This window comes from Mucilaginibacter agri, from assembly GCF_009928685.1.
In the GTDB taxonomy this organism is placed as follows: domain Bacteria; phylum Bacteroidota; class Bacteroidia; order Sphingobacteriales; family Sphingobacteriaceae; genus Mucilaginibacter; species Mucilaginibacter agri.
Genome location: NZ_WWEO01000045.1, coordinates 753,027 through 774,154, shown reverse-complemented (window position 1 = coordinate 774,154; position 21,128 = coordinate 753,027). Strand labels below are relative to the sequence as shown.

The 21,128-nt window shown below is 41.7% G+C and carries 16 protein-coding genes; 2 read left to right on the top strand and 14 right to left on the bottom strand.

Translation table 11 applies throughout. The features are described from left to right. Positions 1-6: 6 nt before the first annotated feature. Genes GSY63_RS23410 through GSY63_RS23385 form a run of 6 tightly spaced genes read right to left on the bottom strand, consistent with a single transcriptional unit; the run spans position 7 to position 6,069 of the window. Positions 7-1,353, bottom strand: coding sequence for a DUF58 domain-containing protein (locus GSY63_RS23410; RefSeq protein ID WP_166588267.1), 1,347 nt, complete (start codon positions 1,351-1,353; stop codon positions 7-9). Continuing rightward, the gene (locus GSY63_RS23405) at positions 1,353-2,330 is read right to left on the bottom strand and encodes an AAA family ATPase (protein ID WP_166588266.1); all 978 of its coding nucleotides are present in this window, start codon (positions 2,328-2,330) and stop codon (positions 1,353-1,355) included. Before GSY63_RS23405 ends, GSY63_RS23410 begins: the two co-directional genes overlap by 1 nt. A 1-nt stretch (position 2,331) precedes the next feature. After that, positions 2,332-3,507, bottom strand: a complete 1,176-nt coding sequence (locus GSY63_RS23400) for a DUF4350 domain-containing protein (RefSeq protein WP_166588265.1) — start codon at positions 3,505-3,507, stop codon at positions 2,332-2,334. Continuing rightward, entirely contained in the window at positions 3,504-4,253 is a 750-nt protein-coding gene (locus GSY63_RS23395) for a DUF4129 domain-containing protein (protein WP_166588264.1), read from the bottom strand. Before GSY63_RS23395 ends, GSY63_RS23400 begins: the two co-directional genes overlap by 4 nt. Before the next feature lie 6 nt (positions 4,254-4,259). Beyond that, positions 4,260-5,111 (bottom strand): hypothetical protein, encoded by an 852-nt coding sequence (locus tag GSY63_RS23390; protein WP_166588263.1) that lies wholly within the window; start codon positions 5,109-5,111, stop codon positions 4,260-4,262. Next, a complete protein-coding gene (locus GSY63_RS23385) occupies positions 5,101-6,069 on the bottom strand; it encodes a stage II sporulation protein M (protein WP_166588262.1) in 969 nt (322 codons plus the stop codon). Before GSY63_RS23385 ends, GSY63_RS23390 begins: the two co-directional genes overlap by 11 nt. Before the next feature lie 93 nt (positions 6,070-6,162). Here GSY63_RS23385 and GSY63_RS23380 point away from each other — a divergent pair, with 93 nt between their 5' ends. Next, a complete protein-coding gene (locus GSY63_RS23380) occupies positions 6,163-6,948 on the top strand; it encodes an RDD family protein (RefSeq protein WP_166588261.1) in 786 nt (261 codons plus the stop codon). Here GSY63_RS23380 and GSY63_RS23375 read toward each other — a convergent pair. The 5 genes from GSY63_RS23375 to GSY63_RS23355 all read right to left on the bottom strand — a co-directional run bounded on the left by GSY63_RS23375 (position 6,929) and on the right by GSY63_RS23355 (position 11,854). Continuing rightward, complete coding sequence (locus GSY63_RS23375) at positions 6,929-7,258, bottom strand: DUF2752 domain-containing protein (protein ID WP_166588260.1); 330 nt, start codon at positions 7,256-7,258, stop codon at positions 6,929-6,931. The genes GSY63_RS23380 and GSY63_RS23375 overlap by 20 nt on opposite strands. Before the next feature lie 6 nt (positions 7,259-7,264). Then, positions 7,265-7,636 (bottom strand): DUF805 domain-containing protein, encoded by a 372-nt coding sequence (locus tag GSY63_RS23370; RefSeq protein ID WP_166588259.1) that lies wholly within the window; start codon positions 7,634-7,636, stop codon positions 7,265-7,267. A gap of 247 nt (positions 7,637-7,883) precedes the next feature. Then, entirely contained in the window at positions 7,884-9,209 is a 1,326-nt protein-coding gene (locus GSY63_RS23365) for a vanadium-dependent haloperoxidase (RefSeq protein ID WP_166588258.1), read from the bottom strand. Positions 9,210-9,260: 51 nt separating this feature from the next. Beyond that, a complete protein-coding gene (locus GSY63_RS23360; RefSeq protein ID WP_166588257.1) occupies positions 9,261-9,710 on the bottom strand; it encodes a hypothetical protein in 450 nt (149 codons plus the stop codon). Positions 9,711-9,808: 98 nt separating this feature from the next. Then, positions 9,809-11,854: a glycoside hydrolase family 65 protein gene (locus GSY63_RS23355; RefSeq protein ID WP_166588256.1), complete on the bottom strand. Its 2,046-nt coding sequence runs from the start codon at positions 11,852-11,854 to the stop codon at positions 9,809-9,811. Between the two features lie 117 nt (positions 11,855-11,971). On the opposite strand from GSY63_RS23355, the gene GSY63_RS23350 reads away from it, so the two are divergent. Continuing rightward, entirely contained in the window at positions 11,972-12,874 is a 903-nt protein-coding gene (locus GSY63_RS23350; protein ID WP_166588255.1) for a GyrI-like domain-containing protein, read from the top strand. Positions 12,875-12,877: 3 nt separating this feature from the next. On the opposite strand, the gene GSY63_RS23345 is transcribed toward GSY63_RS23350, so the two are convergent. The 3 genes from GSY63_RS23345 to GSY63_RS23335 all read right to left on the bottom strand — a co-directional run bounded on the left by GSY63_RS23345 (position 12,878) and on the right by GSY63_RS23335 (position 21,125). Beyond that, entirely contained in the window at positions 12,878-16,204 is a 3,327-nt protein-coding gene (locus GSY63_RS23345) for a VCBS repeat-containing protein (protein ID WP_166588254.1), read from the bottom strand. Between the two features lie 8 nt (positions 16,205-16,212). Then, on the bottom strand, positions 16,213-19,512 hold the full coding sequence (locus GSY63_RS23340) for a VCBS repeat-containing protein (protein WP_166588253.1): 3,300 nt from the start codon (positions 19,510-19,512) through the stop codon (positions 16,213-16,215). Between the two features lie 74 nt (positions 19,513-19,586). Continuing rightward, positions 19,587-21,125 (bottom strand): RagB/SusD family nutrient uptake outer membrane protein, encoded by a 1,539-nt coding sequence (locus tag GSY63_RS23335; RefSeq protein WP_166588252.1) that lies wholly within the window; start codon positions 21,123-21,125, stop codon positions 19,587-19,589. Between the last annotated feature and the right edge of the window lie 3 nt (positions 21,126-21,128).

The following is a 21,128-nucleotide window of genomic DNA, read 5'->3' as shown; positions in this document are numbered from 1 at the left end:
AGGGGGTTATATTTTTTGGGCTGCCTTTATCTGAAAATAGGTGTTAATGGTGTTCACCGTTAGATTTTGTGGCGAGGTTAATATACTTTGTATGCCATGGTTGTTAAGCTCTTTAACTATTTGTTTTTTTTCGTATACAAACTTTTCGGCAATAGTTTTGGTGTAAATGCTTGCTACATCTTTAGCAGGTGTTTCGCTTAGTGTTTTTAATGATGTGTTTTCGAAAAACACAACTAATAGCAAATGAAATTTTGAGATCTGTTTAAGGAAAGGAAGCTGTCGTTTTAAGGCCGAAAGGCTCTCGATATTGGTGAAATATACAACCAGGCTGCGCTGTTTTAAAGTATGCCTTATGGTATTGTACAATAGTTCGGTATTAGTTTCGAGGTAACGTGTTTTCTCGCGGTATAGCACCTCCATAATTTTATTTAGGTGCGTAGGCCTGTTATCAGCTGGTATAACAGCTCCCTTTTTGTCAGATATCGTTATCAGTCCGGCCTTGTCTTCCTTAAATAAGGCCACGCTGGATAGCACCAGGCTGGAGTTTATGGCGTAATCGAGCAGGCTCAGTCCCTCAAAAGGCATCTTCATCACCCTCGACTTGTCGATAACGCAATATACATGCTGCGATTTTTCTTCGATATAAGAGTTTACCATAAACTCGCCCTTTCGAGCGGTGGCTTTCCAGTTGATGGTACGGTAATCATCGCCAGGTACGTAGTTTTTGATCTGCTCAAACTCTGCGCTATTACCAAAACGGCGGATTTTTTTGATTCCAATTTCATTTAACCGGTTTGAAATAGCCATTAGCTCATATTTACGCATTTGCAAAAATGCGGGGTAAACGGGAAGAACCTTCGATTCGTTGAAAACGTAGCGTCTACTTAATAAGCCTAACGGAGAGCTAACATACACTAACAGGTTGCCAAATTCATATTCGCCACGCTTTGTCGGGCGTAGCATGTAGGGTATAATTTGTTGCTGGAGATGCTTTAATGTAGTTTGAAACCAAACATCACGTTTTTGAAATTGAAAAGGAATCTCGTCAATAATACCAACGTCTACTTTGAATGTATAAAGGCTTTTGATAACAATGCCAATTTCGTTTTCATCGCCATTGCTAAGTTTGTCGGCAATTTGACGGGTGGCTATAATGCCCTGTTTTAAACTATAAAGTACCCACAAATCCAATATTAAAAGGATGATCAGGGCGTAGAAAAACACTACAGGAATTATGCTGAACCATGGAAAAAAGAACCCAATCAAAAACAACAGGGACGAGATAGCCAAACCGGCAAATAGCCGGCGGTTAAGAAAAAGGTTTTTATAAAATTTGGTAAAAAACGTTTTCACTAACGTGGTATTTCTATTTTCTGAAATATTTGAGCCACTACCTCGTCTGGCGAGATGCCCTCCATCTCTTTCTCAGGTGTAAGCATAATGCGGTGCCTTAAAACAGATGGCGTTACACGAATAATATCTTCCGGTGTTACAAAGTCGCGTCCGTTGATTGCTGCAATTGCTTTCGACGCGTTTACTATCGCCAATGACGCCCTTGGAGAGCCGCCAAGATAAAGCGAGCTGTTTTTGCGCGTTTCCTGTATAACCTTAGCCGTAAACTCCAACAAGCGTGGCTCTACATGCAGGTTACGGATCTGTTTACGCATTTCGATAATTTGCTGTGATGACAACACGGCGCTAACTTCCACTAATTGATCGGTCGTTTTTTGCTGATGCTGTTGTGTTATAATAGCAATTTCTTCTTCTAAGGTTGGATACTTAACCTCGATCTTAAACAAAAAGCGATCGAGCTGGGCTTCGGGTAGGCGATAGGTTCCTTCCTGGTCTACCGGGTTTTGGGTTGCCAGTACCACAAAAGGTTCTTCCATTTTAAAACTGTGCCCATCAATGGTTATCTGGCGTTCTTCCATCACCTCAAACAAAGCAGCTTGCGTTTTAGCCGGGGCGCGGTTAATCTCATCAATCAGAATAATATTACCGAATATTGGCCCTTTTTTAAACTCAAAATCAGCGGTCTTCGGATTGAATATAGAGGTACCCAATACGTCAGACGGCATTAAATCGGGCGTAAATTGGATGCGTGAAAACTGTGCATCGATACTTTTAGCCAGTAACTTGGCGGTTAAGGTTTTGGCTATGCCGGGCACGCCTTCTATCAGCATGTGCCCATCGGCAAGCAAGCCGGTTATCAATAGTTCAATCGTGTCCTGTTGCCCTACTATAATTTTACCTAAGGTAGTTTTTATAAGATTAACAGCTTCATTTAGCTGGCTTAAGTCGGTACGTTGTTCAAAAAAATCCTGTTCCATATTATCTGGATTGAATATAAAATTGTTCGATGTTTTGGTTGAGTTCTATTAATTCCCGGTCGCTCACAGGTTGGCCGGTGCGCGCCATAATAAAGTGCGCGATAATATTTTGTAAAAGCGCTAAATCCGCACCGCTTTTTTGAGCGAGCGTGCGGGTAAATTCATCGCTTAGCTGGTTTGTTTTCAGATAATAATGCGTTCGCACAAACTCTAAAAAGTAGGTCGCTTTTTTTTGCGCTATATTATTGTTGTTGCGCTGTTCGTAATATACCTGCCCAACCACTTTGGCAAACTCTGCAGATGTGTTGCTTAACGGCTCTATAATCGGAATGATACGTTGACGGCGTTTCATTTCGTAAAGCACAAAGATCAGCAAGCTAAAAAACGCTATATAGAATGCGCTTCTTAAAAGCGGATCGCGTAAAAAAACGCGCATTAGAGATTCTTGGCCAGTACGACCCTGAGTGTAATATTCGTCCCAAAATATATCTTTGGTGTTTTTCAAGTTCGATAGTGCTATGGCCGCGTAATTTGCACCTTTGGGTTGCAGAATATTATAATTGCTAAATAGCAACGGGTTTGCGCTAAGATATAAAGCCCCTTTACCAATGTTGAACTTTATGAAGTTGCTTTGGTGGCTGCCGTTCTCGCCAAGCACAATGGCTTTTGCAGTGTCTATCTTACTGAAATAGCTGTTGCCTACATATTTATCTGTGTTATAATATTCAGTGCTGTCAACATACTTATTTAAGAAATGAACAGGCGTATTATGATTATTGAAAGGGTCTGAATAGGTTTCAACTTTGAGATTCTTTTTAATATAGGTGCCAAAATCTTTGGCAGCTATAAACACATTGCTTCCGTTTTTTAGGTAGCGAACGAGTTTGTTATAATCGTACTCATTGATATTGGCCGTACCGCAAATAATAATGTAAGTGCCTGGTTTATTACCGTGGTCGCTTATAACATTATAAACAGGCTCACGAAATGTTTGAACGTTTGCCCCGGGGAAAATATCATGCAAGCGGTTAAATAAGATGTAAGTACCAAAAGGGATTTTGTCGTCGTTATTAAGCGTCTGAGTCCAATCTATGGTTTTAGGGCGATTATATTGCACCACAATATAGCCGACCAGCAGAAGGGAGGCAATAACGATATAAATCTTCAAATCTTTCATGGCAGCATTTGTTTAAAGCGATTAAACAAACCGTGAATATTTTGAAAAGAGTCGCCATCGATAGAAAATTCGCCATACCATACGTACTCAAACTGCCGGGTTATCGCAGTAAAAACCTGGCGTTGATCTGTATCTGTAATTTCGTTTAAATATGCCGAATTCGTTTTATCTGCTCTCCAATTGATCAGGCCCGCATCGTTAAGCTGTTTTAAAGAGCTTAGAAACAGTAAACGCACTGCCAAACGATAATTGCCTTGCTCCAAAGCCTTTTCAATCTCTTGGTCGAAGTTAATTTGGTTAATATCTTCAACGGCTCCGGTTTGGATGTCGCTGATTTGCATAGATCCCCTGTTAAAAATATTGATACCGTTACTGGTGGCAAACTTGATGATCACAAAGAGGATAAACGCCCCGATAGCTATCCAGAAAATATAACTGAGGTACGGAATTGAATATCGGGTTGACTCGTTCTGCGTAGAATTTTGAAATAAATGCCAAAACCACTCCCAGAATTTATCCCACCAGTTAGTTGCGTGTGATTTTTCCTCGGTATAGTCGAAGGTAGGATCATCAGCAAAGTGCTTTAACGCTTTATCGTTTATGTGCCGTATAACAACCTGCGCGGTATCAGTTTTTATGAAGTGATATACAGGCCTGGCCACCGCCTTAGGCACAGCATCGATAATAATGGGCGGACCTCCTTTTAGGGAGTCTGTTGAAATAATTAAAGACCTATCAGACGTCATAAATCTTTAATATTCTTCTGTAGTATTATCGCCGGCATTGCGGTCGGTTACACCAAACGTTTCGATGCGGTTAAGCAAGCTAGTGCCATCTTGCTGCTCTGTAAGGCTAAAATAGCTTAAAGCCAAAGCAATTATTGGCAAAATGTATAAAAACTGGGCTGCTGAAGATACTACTGCCAGGGGCATCAAGTAAAAGGTAGTCAAACTAATGCCTGTCACAAGTGCATAAATTTCGGCAACTAACATTACCGGAATAGCCAATACCGTATAAGCAGCTAATACAACAACGCTAATAATTAGCATACTGCCGAATACCCGCCACCAACTTTTCTTGATGATCTGAAAGCTTCTGCTTATTGCATAATTGAATGTGGTATTCTCTACCACTATAATGGGTAATATTAGGCCTAACACGGTAAATAAATAGATACCCGGCAATAGGCAAAAAACGCTGCCTATACTACTTATAACAACTATGGCAATAATTGCCCAAAGCGCTTTTAAAAAGTAGAATTTAAAGTAAGACCACACCTCTTCTACAGTTGGGGCCTCATTACCCTTTTCTCTGTAAATAGTAATAAAAGACAATGTGGTTAGTATGGTTGCCGTATAATTGATAAGCCCGAACAGAAGTGATAAAAAGTAAGTTGTTGTAAATATAGACGTGCCCTCTTCCATATGCACACGCATTTCAAAAAAATTTATAACGGCCAAAATAAGACCAGCTATCAGGAACGCACCGCAAATAGTAAAATAAGCCTTTAGAAGCGGTTTGAAGTTTTGCTTGAAAAAAATGATAGTATCGCTTACTATTTCGTCGAGGTTTCGGATTTTGTTGAGTTCAATTTTAGATTGCATTAATGTAGGGGCTATTGTTTGGGTTGCGTGTTAAACGTATAGGATAAATAATTACATACCAAATGATAAATAGGAGTGAACCTAGCAATATGCTTATGCTAAGCCAAATGGGCATTTCGGTATGGCGGGTTACAAAACTTTCGAATATGGCTGCTATAACTATTATGGGCAAAATGCCGAGCGTGATTTTCATGCCCTCAATTGCCCCTTTTTTAAAGGATGTAAACCTTTTATAAGTTTTAGGGAATAAGATGCTGTTGCCGAAAACCAAGCCTGCGCCACCTGCTATTATAATGCATGATATTTCCAACGTACCATGAATCCAGATAACCAGTATTGATTCCATACCGAATCCCTTGCTGAAAAAAAAGTACTCGAAAGCCCCGAGCATAATGCCATTTTTGAACAGGGAGAGCACTGTGCCCACAGAGCAGAAAATGCCTAACAGGTAACATACTACGGTAATATAGAGGTTGTTACTGGCAATCATAAAAAACATGGATAACGAATCTTGTCCTTTATAAACTCCAAATGGATCTCCTTTTGCAATGTTTTCATTGGTCATATTCACATACTCGTCGCCCATAATTAACCGCACAAAGGCCTTGTCGTATTTGGCAGATACCACGCCAATGAGTAAAAATGCTACGAAGAATATAAATGAATAAAGTATTTCTTTATGATGTTTTTTAAAGAGCTGGGGTAATTCATACTTCCAGAATAGGATAAATCGGTTGCTGTTTTCCTTCTTGTTTTTATAGATAGATTGATGAAAACCGGTTGCTATTTTATTGAGGTAGGCGATAGTTTTAGACTGTGGATAAAAGGTTTTTGCGTAGGCAAGATCGTCTGTAATTGCTATAAAATATTCTGCAAGCTCGTCAGGATCTTTGGTTTGCAAATTTTCGTATTGTTTCCACCTTTCCGAATTCTGCTTTATAAATAATGCTTCACGCATGTAGTGATAGGTTAGCCAGTTTTGTTTGCTAATAATAAATATTTTTTTTGATTTCTCTTCAAAATCCGCGGCTCAAATATATATTTGTTACGCATGCAAACCATCACAATAACCACCGCACAAAATATTGATATTGAATACGAACTTGCCGGCATTGGCGATCGCTTCTTAGCAAGGCTGATTGACTACGCAATATTCTTAGGAATATATATGGCATTTATTGTTACCGTACTTGTTACTGAATCTCAAAATACGAAGCCATTACCACCCTCAGAACTTCGGACAGGCTATTTTTTGATGCTTGGTATCTGGCTTTTAATGTGTGTTGCCTATGATTTGGTGTGTGAAGTGTTTTACAACGGGCAAACCGTTGGCAAACGTGCATTGAAAATAAAAGTGGCAAGTATTGGCGGCGGCAGGTCCACTGTGGGGCAGTACTTGTTGCGCTGGGTATTTCGTGTTTTAGATTTTGGAGTTACCGGTGGCAGCGCTGCCATCGTTTCAGTGGCTTTGACTGAAAACAGACAACGCATTGGTGACATAGTAGCGGGCACAGTGGTTGTTAAGGTCGCATCGTCCACAAAATTTGATGATCTGGCATTTACGCCCATTACCAGCGACTATGAAGTTCAATACCCCGTTATATCGCAATTAACGGACGCCGACGTGCTACTAATTCATGATGTGATCAAACATTTTAACCGCACACGCAACAGCGCTATGGTTTATAAAATGGCGGTTCAAATAAAAAGGCATTTGGGAATTACCAGTCCTGCAGGTGTAAACGAATATCAGTTCCTGGAAACTGTATTGCACGACTACAAATATCTAACTGCAGGTAAATCCGAATCGGACGGCGTTATATCAAACCTGATTTAATTTTATAGGCATAGTTTGCTACAATAACTAGTGCTGATAAAGCGTAAATGCTTTTTTGCACCATGGGTTTATGTTCGAACATTAAACGGTTGCCAGGAAGGCTTATACCTAAAGCCAGTATTAACAAAATTGTAGCCGGATAATATCTGAAGCTATTGGTAAAATCTCCATAGAGTAAAGCAATAATGGAGCGCTGAAGTCCACAGAATGGGCAATCAATCCCCGTTATTTTTTTGAAGAAACACGAAAGCAGGTTATTTTGCAACCAGGTGATAGCATCCATGTAGTTGCAAAATAACCTGTAAATCATAACTAGCTAGGCGTTTATATCGTAAGGCTTTTCGTAGTCTTGTGCCTCATAAATAGGCTCAACCTTTGGATCCGGTCCATATTCGTTATCTCCAACGGTCCCAGGGCTTAATGTTAATATCAGGTTGTAAATGGGAATTAGACTGTACCAACCGCTTTTGTTAACATCGTGCATGCGCCTAACTGTCACCGCAATGTAAGGGATGGCTACTGCTAAATAATAAATGTACGCAGCAGCAGTTGCACCCAATAATGTAGCCAAAATTACCAATGCGTAGAAAATAATAAGGTTGAATAACACAAAAAACCAATACTCTTTGCGCCTGGCGCGCCCGCTAAATTGCGCGTACTTTTTTAAAACGGTAAAATACCAATTCATGATTAAGGTTTAAATTCCCTACTCGTATGGCTTTTCGGTTACGCCCCGTTTTGGATAGTCTCTGGTCTCTATTAATTAGTACAACAAATATATTTGTTTAATGGATATTGCAAAGTTTTGAAGGATAACAAATTCTTTACAGGCACTATGATCTGGATTTTTATTGTCCACTTTTAGGTTAGCAGGTGAAACAAAACGGGCGTTTAAACTAAGTTCAAACGCCCGTTTTTTAGTAGACTTTTAATCTTTATAATTTCATTTTAAGTTTATCAGCCACCAGATCACCTACTTTTTTTCCGTAAGTGTTAGCTACTATACAGGAGTTATGAAAGTGCAACCCACCATAAAAGCGCGCCCAGTTATTTTCGAGCGCTGCTGCGCGAAATGACGGAAACGAACGGCTTTTGATTCCAAACTCTAATTCAGATGTATCTTTATAAGCAACATTATCGCCAAACACGCTGGTAAGAGCCTCGGCTGCGGCAGAGGAAATGGTAGAATGGCCGCAAGTATATTCGGGGAAAGGCGGGGTTTGTAAAAACGGCCGCCAGTTAATATCAAAGTATTTATTCACCACCGTTTCTGGCCTAACAGTATTATAGTGGTATTTAGCATCCCAACATTGTATAAAACCATCGAATAGTGCTATCGAGGTTTTTGCATAGGCGTAAACGGTAGTGTTAAAGTCGGCATTCATTTTTTTAGCCGCAATGCCGGTTACGCTCATCCAATGCCCCGGTGGAGAGAATTTTTTGGTAATGAATTGCACGTGTCCCGATACATTCATTTTACCGGGATTATCGTCCCAAAACTCGGCTATATGTTTTTGTTCATCTGTTAAATGTTCACCGGTGTTTTTGATATACATCACCTCTTGATAATATTTACTGTTTTTATCTTTAACATCAAACTTAGGCGGTGCCGGTACGCGGAATTGCGATGCGCTATCCATTACCATTGGCCTAAGCTCCATCCAATGCGGCTCAACGGCCTGCGCATACATGGGTGGTGTGGGTATCCAACGGCCTTCCTCTTCGGTGACCGTAAATTTTGATGCACTGCGTGTTTTTAAATAGTTATCGCCTTTACTCCATTTGATAATAGCACTAGACAATGCTTTTGCGTAAGCCTGGGTATTGTCAAACACGTCATTCGGCATCCCGTGATCTTTGGCGAGTTTATCGAGGCTGTCGACATAATATTTCATGCTCCCCTCGGGGAAAGTTACCGCCTGCCCAACGGCGCAGTAAGACAGTATAGCAGCATACTCAAAGTCTATAGGTTTGTCTTTAGGCGGGGTGGGTACAGTTTTAAGTCCGTTTAATTGTCCACCCAGCGAGCGATATTGTTTGGGATACCCTGCTGCAATTGCTTCGTACCCCGCAATGGCGGCATAGGTGTAATTTCTTGAGGCTACAACCGGACTGAAGTTGTTGCCCATTACAACACCATTTAATTCGTGAACGGTATTGCTGTATAATTGAGGATCATGTAAGATCTTTTGATAATCGTTTTTCTTGCAGGAGGAGCATAACAACATAGCTCCCGCTATAAAGTATAGTATGCGGTTCATTTGGTTTAAAATAAGGTTGGTATTGGCAAAAGCCTAAAGTAAGGCAAAGTTTTAACAATTGAGAGTGGTTGTGAAATCGGGAGGCGAATCAACAAGGCGATGATAGCCCGGCGAGTCTTGAGGGACTGTATGTGCCTTAAATAAATGTTCTACACCATTTAAGCCAGGTAAGAGAAATGAGTTTAAGGATAGATATTCCTGCTTTAAGTGTAAGCTGAGACTTGTTTTAGAGGTGTTATTACTATTGTCATTTGCCTTCTGGTAATAATCACTGCTGCTTTTTTTCAGGAGGTTTTTCTCCTGATAGTTAATACAAAGCAAGATCAGCGTATCGTTGCTGATCTTTTGTTTAACGTACCGGTAAGTGTTGCCTTTAAAGGTAACCTCGCCGTCAACGCGTTCAAAATTTTTCCAATTGGTTTGATAGGGCAAGCGTATTGGAACTTTAACCGTTAGCAGATTATGATCTTTATCCGAAACACGATCCAGTTGTTTTTCCATTCGGACATCTGCGCATCGCTGCAATAGGTAAAAAGCTATTTGGTAACCGGTTGTATTAAACAGGAGAATGAATAACAATATTATGCTTACGGTTCTTCTCAATTTTTAACTGTATATGTTTTTCTATCCGGACCGATCCCGGTCAGCTTTAATGACTTCCATTTAGATGGCAACGCACTTTTGATCTGCACAATACCATCAGGCGTAATGTCCAACCCCCCGAAACCCATTAGCAAACTTTGTACAATGCCGCCTGCACCCGTGGCGAAATAAGGGTTTGTGCCGCCCTTGGTTTCTGCAATTACCCTGAAAGGCGGATTCAAATTAGGCTCGTAGGCATCCTTGAAAAAATGATAGGCTTTATCGCCGTTACCCAAACGAGAATATAGTAGTGCGAAAATGCCTTGTGTCATGGCCGGCGTGCCTTCATTGGGTATGCGGGTTTCATAGTATTCGAGGTCTTTTTTTACCTGTGCGGGTTCGGTAATTACTTTTAGCGGGTAGGCCAATAGATTAACGTCGGCCTGTTTAATGCCTTCACCCTTGTAGCTGTCGTGCTCGCGGGTTACGCCGTTGGGCAGGGTAAATATCGGAATGTTCTGTGCTACCGTGGCCCAATCTGGATTAGCTGTTACTCCCAAAAGCTGAGCGGCTTGCGTTGCGCATTGTAAATTTACTTTTGCTGCAGCGTTGGTAAATGCGTTATTATCTACATTTTCCGCCCATTCGTCGGCCGCTACCACGTTCTTAATATCATAATGTCCGGGGCCGTTGCGTTCTACACGGCTTGCCCAAAAATCGGCAGTAGCGGATAGAATAGGCCAGCCGCGTTCTTTAAGCCATGTTTTATCTTGTGTTACACAATAGTAATTCCATGCAGCGAAGGCTACATCGGCGGTAATGTGGTGTTCAAACGGACCGCTTAGTGCCCAAACCGGCGTTTCTTCAACTCCCTTGTCTGCACTTTCCCAAGGGAACATAGCACCCTTAAAGCCATTGGCAAAAGCATTGCGTTTGGCAGCTTCCAGGCGTTCAAACCGATAATCGAGCAGTGAGCGTGCAATTTCGGGGTGTAAAATAAGCAACGACGGGTACATCCAAACCTCGGTGTCCCAAAATACGTGGCCATTATATCCTAAGCCAGACAACCCCATTGGCGAGGGAGAAAATGAAGTGCCGGCGCGAGAGAAAGAGTAGAGGTGATAAAGCATACTATGCACATCTTGCTGTGCCTGCGGGTCGCCTTCTATCTGGATGTCGCTTTTCCATAGCTCATCCCAGGCCTGGTTATGGAATTTAACCAGCCTATCGTGGCCTTCCAATTTGGCATAAATAGTTAGGCGCTCTGCTTCGTTAAGTGGGTCATCATTATGAGCGGAAGTGATAGACGAACCGGCGATAGAAAAGGTATAAGTCTCCCCAGCCTTAATGGTTTTACCGAAACGCATGAGGTGCATATTGCTGTCCCACATTTCATGTATAATGCGCGGCTCGCTGCCGTGTGGCTCTGTAAACAGAAACGTAGTTGATGAACAAAGCTGTAGTTTACCAGTGGGGCTTTTGGCTGTCGATGTCAATAAACTTATGGTAGTGTGCGGCCTATCTATTTCATTATAATAATTCTGCACATCGCGTAAGGCGTCGGGGGCTTCCATTACGCTGGCTGCCGAAATAGTGATGTCCTTTTTGGCAGTGATAGATACGTCCATCAATACCGTAAACGGCAAATGGCGTAGCGAATAGTAAGTGTATTTTATGCTTGCATCTGCACCATAATTAAAGGTGGTAGTAAATGCCGCATGATGCATATCCAACTGCTGCTTAAAGTCGCTGACCCCAGCTGCTGTAACGCGCTTGCCGTTGATCTCGAGGTTCATATTAAGCAGGTTAAAACTGTTTAAAAAGTTGCTTACTCTGCCACGACCATACAGATCATAAGCACCAGCCAGTACTACGTTTTTAACCTTAAAAGGCTCGGGGGCAGACACCACGCCGATCATGCCGTTAGCCACCGTAATACCATAATAATTTGCAGGCTCTATTTTAGCAGCATTAATGAGCCACTGGTCTGGCTGCGTTTGTGAAAATGCGGCAGGCATAGCGCATGCTAACAGCACGGCCGTAAAGAGTTGTTTCAGTTTCATAATTGGTTAGCTAAAAATAAGAAAAGTAATGATTAAAAGATGATTATGAGAAAACAAACCATGGTAAAAAACGGAGAATGATTACATTGCAAAACCAATAATACCTTTTAATAAAATATGAAAAGAATAGCCTTGTTTGCTGTACTACTGTTAATCATAATACTTACTTGCGTTTACCTTTTTCTTCCCTCCGAAATTAAAGTTACCCGACAGATGCAGGTTTATACACCTGAGCAGGCTGTCTTTAAATATGTGATCCATCCCAGGCAGTGGTACAAGTGGTGGCCCGCCGCCCAAACGGATTTTGTGCCAATAAAAAGTACCGTTACACAGGTTGCCGGTAAGCTTTTGGTTGGTAAAGACACTGTGATAAATACCCTAACTTATGACGTTAGAGGCGATAAAAGCATTTACCTCACTTGTAAAGTATTTTTCTACACAGGCCTAAATCCTGTTAAAAGGGTTACTAACTATCTATTGGCAAAGACCACAACCGGGCAACTGGACGATATGCTTAGCCGGGCCAAAGCATTTTTAGAGAGCGACAAGCATGTTTATGGCATTCATGTAGAAAAAAAACAGTTGCAGGACTCACTCGTGTTAACAACCAAACGTATCACTAAAGACTCTTCGACCACAGCGGAAATTTATGGAATGATTAGTTCCCTTAAAGATTATGCTGCAAAGTATGAGGCTAAACAAACGGGTAATCCTATCGTTAACATCACCCGGTTAGATAAAGATCAGTATTTAACAATGGTGGCTATCCCGGTAAACAAGTATTTAGCTGCCACGAATGATATTTATATCAAGAAGATGGTATATCATTCTAATATGCTTAGTGCAGTAGTTAAGGGGGGGAATAATAGCGTAAGTAACGCTTTAGGTCAATTGTCTAACTACATGAAAGACAATATTTACACGGCTCCTGCTATTCCGTTCGAAGAGTTTATAACAGACCGTAGTGCCGAACCAGATAGCAGTAAATGGGTTACACGTATCTGCTATCCGGTTCTGTAATATTTATTCTGATATCAGCATCACTTTACCGCTATAAGTTACCGCAATCCATTTGGTAGCCGAGCCGGTTTTTACAGGCTGGAGATCGCTAATCTCTTCAAAATTGATTTGAGGATTTGTCCAGTATTGTGGTGCTGAAAAGCTTTTGGTCTGCTTGTTGTACAATGCTGTTACCAGGCCTAACGCATCATATTTTCCTTCGTAAGGTATCACACCCCAAAAGTTTCCATTTAATAAAATTTGCTGTGGCATTGTTGTTTTACTGATGCTGCGCATTGGCGCCTGCTGATATAGGTACGGAAGTTCGGTAACTTTTGCCGCATGCAAAACGTCGGACGCAAAGATGGTTTTAAAGGTGTTGGCCTCTAGTTTAGTCTTTTGGTCGAGCTTATCTTTGAAAACTTCATCTGTGGTTTTATCGCTCATTTTCTGATAACTCAGCCATTCCTTTTTTATATAGGGTAGCTCCAATTCGAGATCATTTTTAGGTCTGAAGGGATAATATTTACCCAAGTGATTGTAGGATAGAATCAGGTCGGGTTTGCCATCGTTATCTAAATCTTGGTTGTAAGCGAACAATGGCTTGTCTGCATCAACTTCATATTTATTGTTGATGCCCCAGTTGCCAGCCAACAGATCAGGTTTTCCGTCACCATCCACATCGCTAACGGTTACCGACTGCCACCAACCTTTACGGTCATCTAACGATGGAATGCTTAAGCGGCTAAGTTTGCCGTTTTTATTTAAGAAAACCATTAATGGCTGCCATTCAGCTGCAATAATTACGTCTTGTTTACCATCGCCATCTACATCTGAAACGCAGATGTTCTTGATATAACGGATATTTTTGATGGTGGCATAGCTATCCTCGGGTGCCGGCGCAAAGTTGCCATTGCCTTTATTCAATAGCATAACTGCTGGACGTTTGGCCGAATAATCGCGGAAGGGAATACTGCCTTGTAATAGTATATCCGGCAGGCCATCAGTATTAATATCGATTATGGAGATAGCCGCCGTTTGTGAATTTAAACGAGGTAAAGGCATTTGCCGAAATTGGTAATTGCCTTTGTTGATATATAATCGTGGCTGCTCCAATGAGGCATTATCCGCGTAGGGATGATTTACACTTTGTACAATGAGATCGGGCAGGCCATCTTTGTTTACGTCGCACCATTTTGCATCAGCATCCCCAATATTTTTACTGGTTGCAAATGCGGATACGGCCACCTTTTTATAATTGCCTTTAGTATCGCTTATCAGCAGGTATTTTTCATCGCCGACCATACCGCCTACGTAAATGTCGTCGGTGCCATTGCGATCAATATCCGCAACTGCAATAGGGGCAGTGTGCGGCAGGTAAGTATGCGGCAGTAAGTAAGCGTAATTAAAATCGGGTGTCTCGTTAATATGCTGTTGAGCTAGCAACTGAACGCTAATTTCTTTACTACTAAAAGTCGACCGGTTTTTGATGAAATCATCTATAACGTTAGCAATATTATCAGCGTGTAGTACTTTGGTAGGCTGATATTTAAGGAACGATGACGTATTAAGCTTAAAGTTATTTTCGATCTGGTAAGAATTATCCGGCCAAACGATCAGTAACTGTTCTGGTTTGTCATCGCGGGAGAATGTAAATGTCAACTTGTTCGACTGATTGCTTTGGAAAGCAGTGCTTGTTTGAAACTCCTGATGGTCAACCGTTTTTGCCGACTTTATATAAAGCTTCGTACCAATGCCACCTCTGTTTGCTCCTGTATAATTAACCTGATATGCAACAAATTTGGGTTTGGTCACGCCACCATTTTCTACAGTCTTATTTTTGTAGATAAATGCCGGCTCGTTCATGTTATTGGTTACAATTTCTAGGTCGCCATCATTGTCTAAATCAACGCTCAGGGCGCCGGATGATGATGAAAGATCCTGCATTGCGTTGTTAGCCGAAACATCCTCAAACCGAAGCGACTGACTGCCTTTATAAAGGTAATTGTGCACGCGGCCATCGGGCATATGATTGATTTTATCCCGGTCGAAATTGCGGTTAGTACCCATGCGCTGTACTGCCGGATCGCCGAGATATTTCAGGTAATCGAGGTCTGTAAGGCGCTTTTTGATACCATTGGAAAAGAACAAATCCTTGTAACCATCCATATCAAAATCCTGTGCCACGGGCGACCATGTCCAATCCGTAGCCGAAACGCCCGCGTATAAACCGATATCCACAAACTTTTTGCCATTGGCTACATTGAGTTGCAGGCAGTTTTTGGAATATTGATAATAAAACCCGCTTCGCACTTCCTGATTGTAAATGTCCAGCGCTTCGTCGTTAATAGACGATTTTAATGGCCCCATATCGCCCGGAAGCATATCTGTAGTGATCACATCCAGCATGCCATCTTTGTTGATATCGGTAACCGCATTACCCATCGAAAACAAGCTTGTATGGCCGAAGGCATTTTTTAGCTGCTCTTTAAAAGTGCCGTTATGCTGATTGATGTAATAGTAATCCTGCTCAAAAAAATCGTTGCTTACATAGAGGTCGTCCCAGCCATCGTTGTTTAAATCTGAAATACTAATGCCCAAACCGTAGCCTATTGCCGAGGCATAAATGCCGCTTTGCTGGGTTACCTCGGTAAAGTGGCCGTTATCATTGCGCAACAGGTGGTCGCCGGCTTCATAATTATATTTAAATCGAGCTGACGAATCACCGTAGGAGTCGTTGCTATGTACAGAGTGGGTGAGGATAAAGGCATCGAGGTCGCCGTCTTTATCGTAATCAAAAAATGCAGCTTGTGTACTAAGGCCCTTAAAATCGAGCCCGTATTTGGCGGCACTTTCGGTAAAGGTCATGTCGCCGTTATTAATGTATAGTTGGTTTGCGCCTTTAAAGTTTTTATACCCCGATACAACAGAGAGGTAGATATCAGGGTAGCCATCGTTGTTAATATCCACAATGGTGACACCGGTTTTCCAGTTACCTTTACCGGCTACGCCTGCTTTAACAGTTACATCCTCAAACTTTAAATTGCCTTTGTTGAGGTAAAGTTTATTTGCGCCCTGGTTTGATACAAAATAAAGATCCTGTTTGCCATCCAGGTCAAAATCGGCCGTTGCTACGCCAGCTCCGTTATAGAAGTAGAGGTAGTCCATAATGTTCAATGAATCCGATTCGGTGATGGTATTAGCAAAGGTTACATTAGAGGCAGATGGCGCAACCTTCTCAAATATATGCGGAGTGGTAGATTGCTGTTTACAAGCGCCCAATAACAAAACTAAAACTAACGCAAAAGCTTGACGGTATCGGCAAAAAAGAATTGGCAGGGATCGTTTCATTGGTGGCCTCAGTTATTAGGTTTATAAGCGTATAATCGATCGTCGTTTAGCCCCAACAGGTAAAGCTTTTGGCCGTTGGCGCTATTAACAACTGCCGATGATCTTACCTGACCTCTAATTAATATCCCGGATTTAGCAGGGGACAAATAGTTAAATTTGCCGTTTTGCCATAGGTAGGTGTCGGTATAGCTGGCGTCCAGTCGGCCAACTTCGGGTTTAAAGCCATAGAAATTTCCAGCCAAAATAATCCTTTTAGCTTTCGATTGTGCATCCCAATCTGTAATGATAGTGTTGATTGGTGCAAGCTGGGCATTTACAGGCAACAGTTGATAACTAAATCCAGCACCACCTCTATTCATAAATACTGCAGAAGCCAGGGTATTGATCTCATGTATCTCCGCATCTTTTACCTCATCTGGCGGGAATATCTCGTCAAAGGTTTTACCAGCATAATCATTATAGCGCAGATATTGTTTTTTGAATATCGGCATCTGACCAACAAGATCAGGGCGCATGTGAAATACGTATGATTGATGATCGTTTCGATAAATGGAGGTTACACATTCCTTGGTGCCATTTTTATCAAAGTCCTTAATGTAGATACGCATCGGTTCAGTGTTACTCGCTTTGAATTTACTGTTCAAACCCAGGTTACCAGCTATAATATCGGGATAGCCATCTCCGTTAATGTCGTCTATTTTTAAGCTGCTCCACCAGCCTTTGTAGTTATTTAGTGTATTATCTGGTGTAAATTTGCCTTTGTTGTTTTTAAAAATACGGATACCCATCCAGTTTCCGGTTACGATCAAATCATCATATCCATTTTTATCCAGATCTGCCCATTCGGCCGCGGTGACCATCCCCAAGTGATCATCACCGAGTACCTGTTTGCTTACATTTTTGAAATGGCCTTTACCGTCATTTTCAAAAACATATGACAAGGGAGAACAGCCATACAATCCAGGCACACTTCGGCCTCCGATAAACAGATCTTCGTCACCATCATGGTCGTAATCATTTTTAATAATTACCGATGCGTTAATGGATGTATTAATTGATTTCTCTTTGTTCCATTGGAGTTGGCCTTTGCCATCATTCTCATAAAACCGGGGCCTCATTACAGGTGAGCCAGGCTGTTCTTCGTTGCCGCCAAAAGTTAAGATTAGGTCCTGGTCGCCGTCTTTATCAAAATCGCCGATAACTGCGCCTGCGCATTCCAGGTAATCTTGCTTTTTAAAGTCATCAGGAATATATGCTTTAAAATGACCGTTCTTTTGCTGAAAGTAAATAGCTGCCGAATGACCTTTTGATGCCCCGAAATAAAAATCTGTCAGTCCATCGTTGTTTAAATCGCCGGTTGTGATGTAGGGGTTCTCGGTAGATAACATCTGCAACATTAAACGTTCATTATCGAAGTCGATAAAGTCGTCTTCCTGATGGTGCGGAATGCTGTCGAAAAGCTGCCTTGCAACCTCTGTAAACATTGGTTTTACAGGTGTCGTATTTATTTTAGGTTTTGATATGGCGTTCTGTACACTCAAAGTTACCAGTTTACCCGCCTTTACATTTTTGATGGTTTGAGTTTTACCGCCGGGCCATATTACCTCTAGCGAGTCAGCATGGTTTGCCTGACCTATGCCAATGTTAAGCAGGTTAGGGGAGATGCTGCTCTCGAATCCACGCGCTGGCTGATGATAGTACAATAATGACTGCCCACCTGCCCAGGCTTTAATGATGGAACCTACTCCAAATCTGTTCATCTTGTCGCCTTTTAAGGTTAACATTATTGCATGGTTGTGGAGTTTTTGAGCATTGTTGCGATAGACGCCAACGGGCATATTAACACGATTTACAATCAGGTCGTTGTCGCCATCATTATCCAGGTCTCCATAAGCAGCACCATTGCTAAATGCGGGTTGATCTAAACCAAACTCTTTGGTTTTATCAGAGAAAGTAAGATTGTGGTTATTTAAAAATGCATAGCTGCTAATTGGGTTCGATGGCATTTTATCAATAAAGTCCTTGTAATTGAATCTTTTACCGTCTTCGATTTTCCGGATGTTTTCTTCGCTGGCCAAATACTCGATATAATCCTGGTTGGTAAGGTCTTTATAAATGCCATTGCAGATCAGGTAGTCTTTCCAGCCATCGTTGTCCATATCAAAGGCCAATGCGCCCCAACTCCAGTCGGTAGCGGCAACGCCGGCGTAAAAAGCAATCTCAGAAAAAGTGCCGTTGCCATTGTTAAGCTGCAGGCAGTTTTGCATATATTGGTTATAGTAACCGTCTTTTTGTTTAATCTTCACCACATCGTACGATTCGTAAGATGTAATGTTTTTAAGCCGTTTATCACTCTCCGGCAACATCTCGGTAGTAAAAATGTCCAGCTGGCCGTCATTGTTTATGTCGGCAATATCCGATCCCATTGAAGCCAGGCTTAAATGCCTTGTTTGATTTTGGATTTCTTCCTTAAACGTGCCGTTATGCTGATTTATATATAGATAATCGCGTTCGAAGAAATCGTTCGATACATAAATATCCGGATATCCATCCTGATTAATGTCCGCTACAGAAACCCCTAATCCGAAGCCAATATCGCTTGAGTAAATACCTGCTTCTTTATTTACATTTACAAAATGACCGTTGTCATTACGGTAGAGGCGATCTCCGCCCAATTCATCTACCTCGTCTCTTAAATCTTTGGCAAAGTTGAAGGTGCCTATCGGCCTAAAGGAATTGTTCAATACATAACAGTCCAGATCGCCATCCAGATCATAATCAAAAAATACCGCGTGTGTAGAGAGCCCTTTGTCATCTAAACCATACTTTGCTGCTTCTTCTTTAAAAGTACCGTTATGCTGATTGATGAATAATTCGTTCTCTGTATTTTGTCCGTTAGAGTTGCCGCTGTTGCAAACATATATATCGAGCCAGCCGTCGCCATTTACATCTGCCATAGTTACGCCAGTACTCCAGTAACGGTTACCTTTAACGCCTGCCTTTAAAGTAACATCTTCAAATTTCCAGTTGCCTTTATTGATCAATAGTTTGTTATCCCCCTGGTTCGAGGTTAGATATATATCATTGAGGCCATCGTTGTTAACATCGCCTATGGCAACCCCTCCGCCATTATAATAGTTGCGGTAGGAGAAGATGTTGGTTTTGTTATTATCGGTAAGTTGATTAACGAAATTAATACCCGTTTCGCTGTTATCTAATTGACTAAACAGTGTATCTGGGTTATGCGTATGACAGGAAATGAAGGTTAATGGTAATAGTAACCATAACCATTTAATTTGCTTCGGCATTTATAATTGGGTTTATAAAACAAACGTAGCGACAAGTGCCGCTACGTTCGAAAAATAAGCAAATATTAAATCAATTAATAACCTGTATTTTGTTTTAAGTTAGGATTTGAGTCAACTGCTCTTTGTGGAATCGGATAAACCACACGATAACCAGGCGAAGCAACATCACGCTGATCAACAGGGTCGTTAAATTTACCAAAGCGAATCAGGTCATTCCTTCTCCAACCTTCCCAGTACATTTCGCGGCCACGTTCTGCCAGCATTGCAGTTAAATCAACATTAGCCAATGGCGCTGCTCCGCGCACAGTTCTAATGCTGTTTACAAGCGCCACTGGCGTTGCTGCATCAGTTCCGCCTCTTAAAATTGCTTCTGCCTTCATTAGTAAAGCATCAGAATAACGGAAGAACACGTAGTCGTTACCACTCTGGCCCAGATTAGCCGGGTTTAATGGGAATTTAACTGCGCGGATACCTTGTGCTTCTGTCGCATACCCTAAATCTACTTTCGGAGTAAATATCAACGGGTTACCGCTTCGGTCCAGCACATTAACAAGGTTACCTGATGCATCATATTTCTTTTGTTGGCCAATCAGGAACCCCACGTTTTGACCGGTTTTATCAGTATAACCCGGTAGTACGTAGCTTTTACGGGTATCGCCATCATCAAAACTGCTATAAAATGCAGCCAGGGTAGTGAAACCATTCCAGCCGTCAGGGGTGGTGTTGTAGTGTTCCACCATGCGGGTGCGGTTTTCTAAAGACGCGGTCTGTCCTGCTCCCGGATCGTTCGGACGTACGAAAATCAACTCTTTAGAAGCCGTGGTGTTATCCCATTTAAAGTTGTCGTAATAGTTACTAGCCAGGGTGTATTTACCGCTGTTGATAATGGCATTGGTATACAATACCACTTTATCCATATCGGCCTTGTCAAATGTGTAAGGGCCAGCAGGACTAGCTGGATTTTGATAAAATACGGCTTTGTTTAAATAGATTTTTGCCAGTAAGAACTCAGCCCCTTCTTTGGTAGCCTGGCCCGGGGTACCGCCGGTAAGGTTAGCCACAGCAAACTCAAGATCTTTGATCATGTAGTCGGTAGCTTCTTTACGGCTCATAACCCTTGGGTTTGCATCCGGATCGTCGGTAACTTCACGAAACGGTTGCTGGCCATATAAATCAACCACATAAAACATAAAGAAAGCGCGTAAAAAACTTGCCTCTGCTTTAATTTGGTTGCTTGATGCTGCACTGATAACGGAGGTAGCGCGGTATACGCCTGTATTCAACACGTTCCAGGTATCATATATCTGGTTGTGGGTAGGATCCCAGGTATGTTGATGCAATTTTCTCCAGGTGCCAAAGTCATCCCAGTCAGTACCTCGGGTTGGCCCCATCATTTCATCTGTCGAGTGCTCTTCTAAAGCATAAGTATTTGCCTGATTGGAGAAATCGTTTAATTGATTGTAAACACCACCCAAATCGGCGGTGTTTGCCGTAGCCCCACCTTCTTTCTGAAACTTGGACCCATATAGTTCTTCGTTTAGTTTGGTACAATTAAAATTTAACATTGCTAATGCAAGTGTACCTAACCATATATTCTTGTTAATCTTTTTCATTGT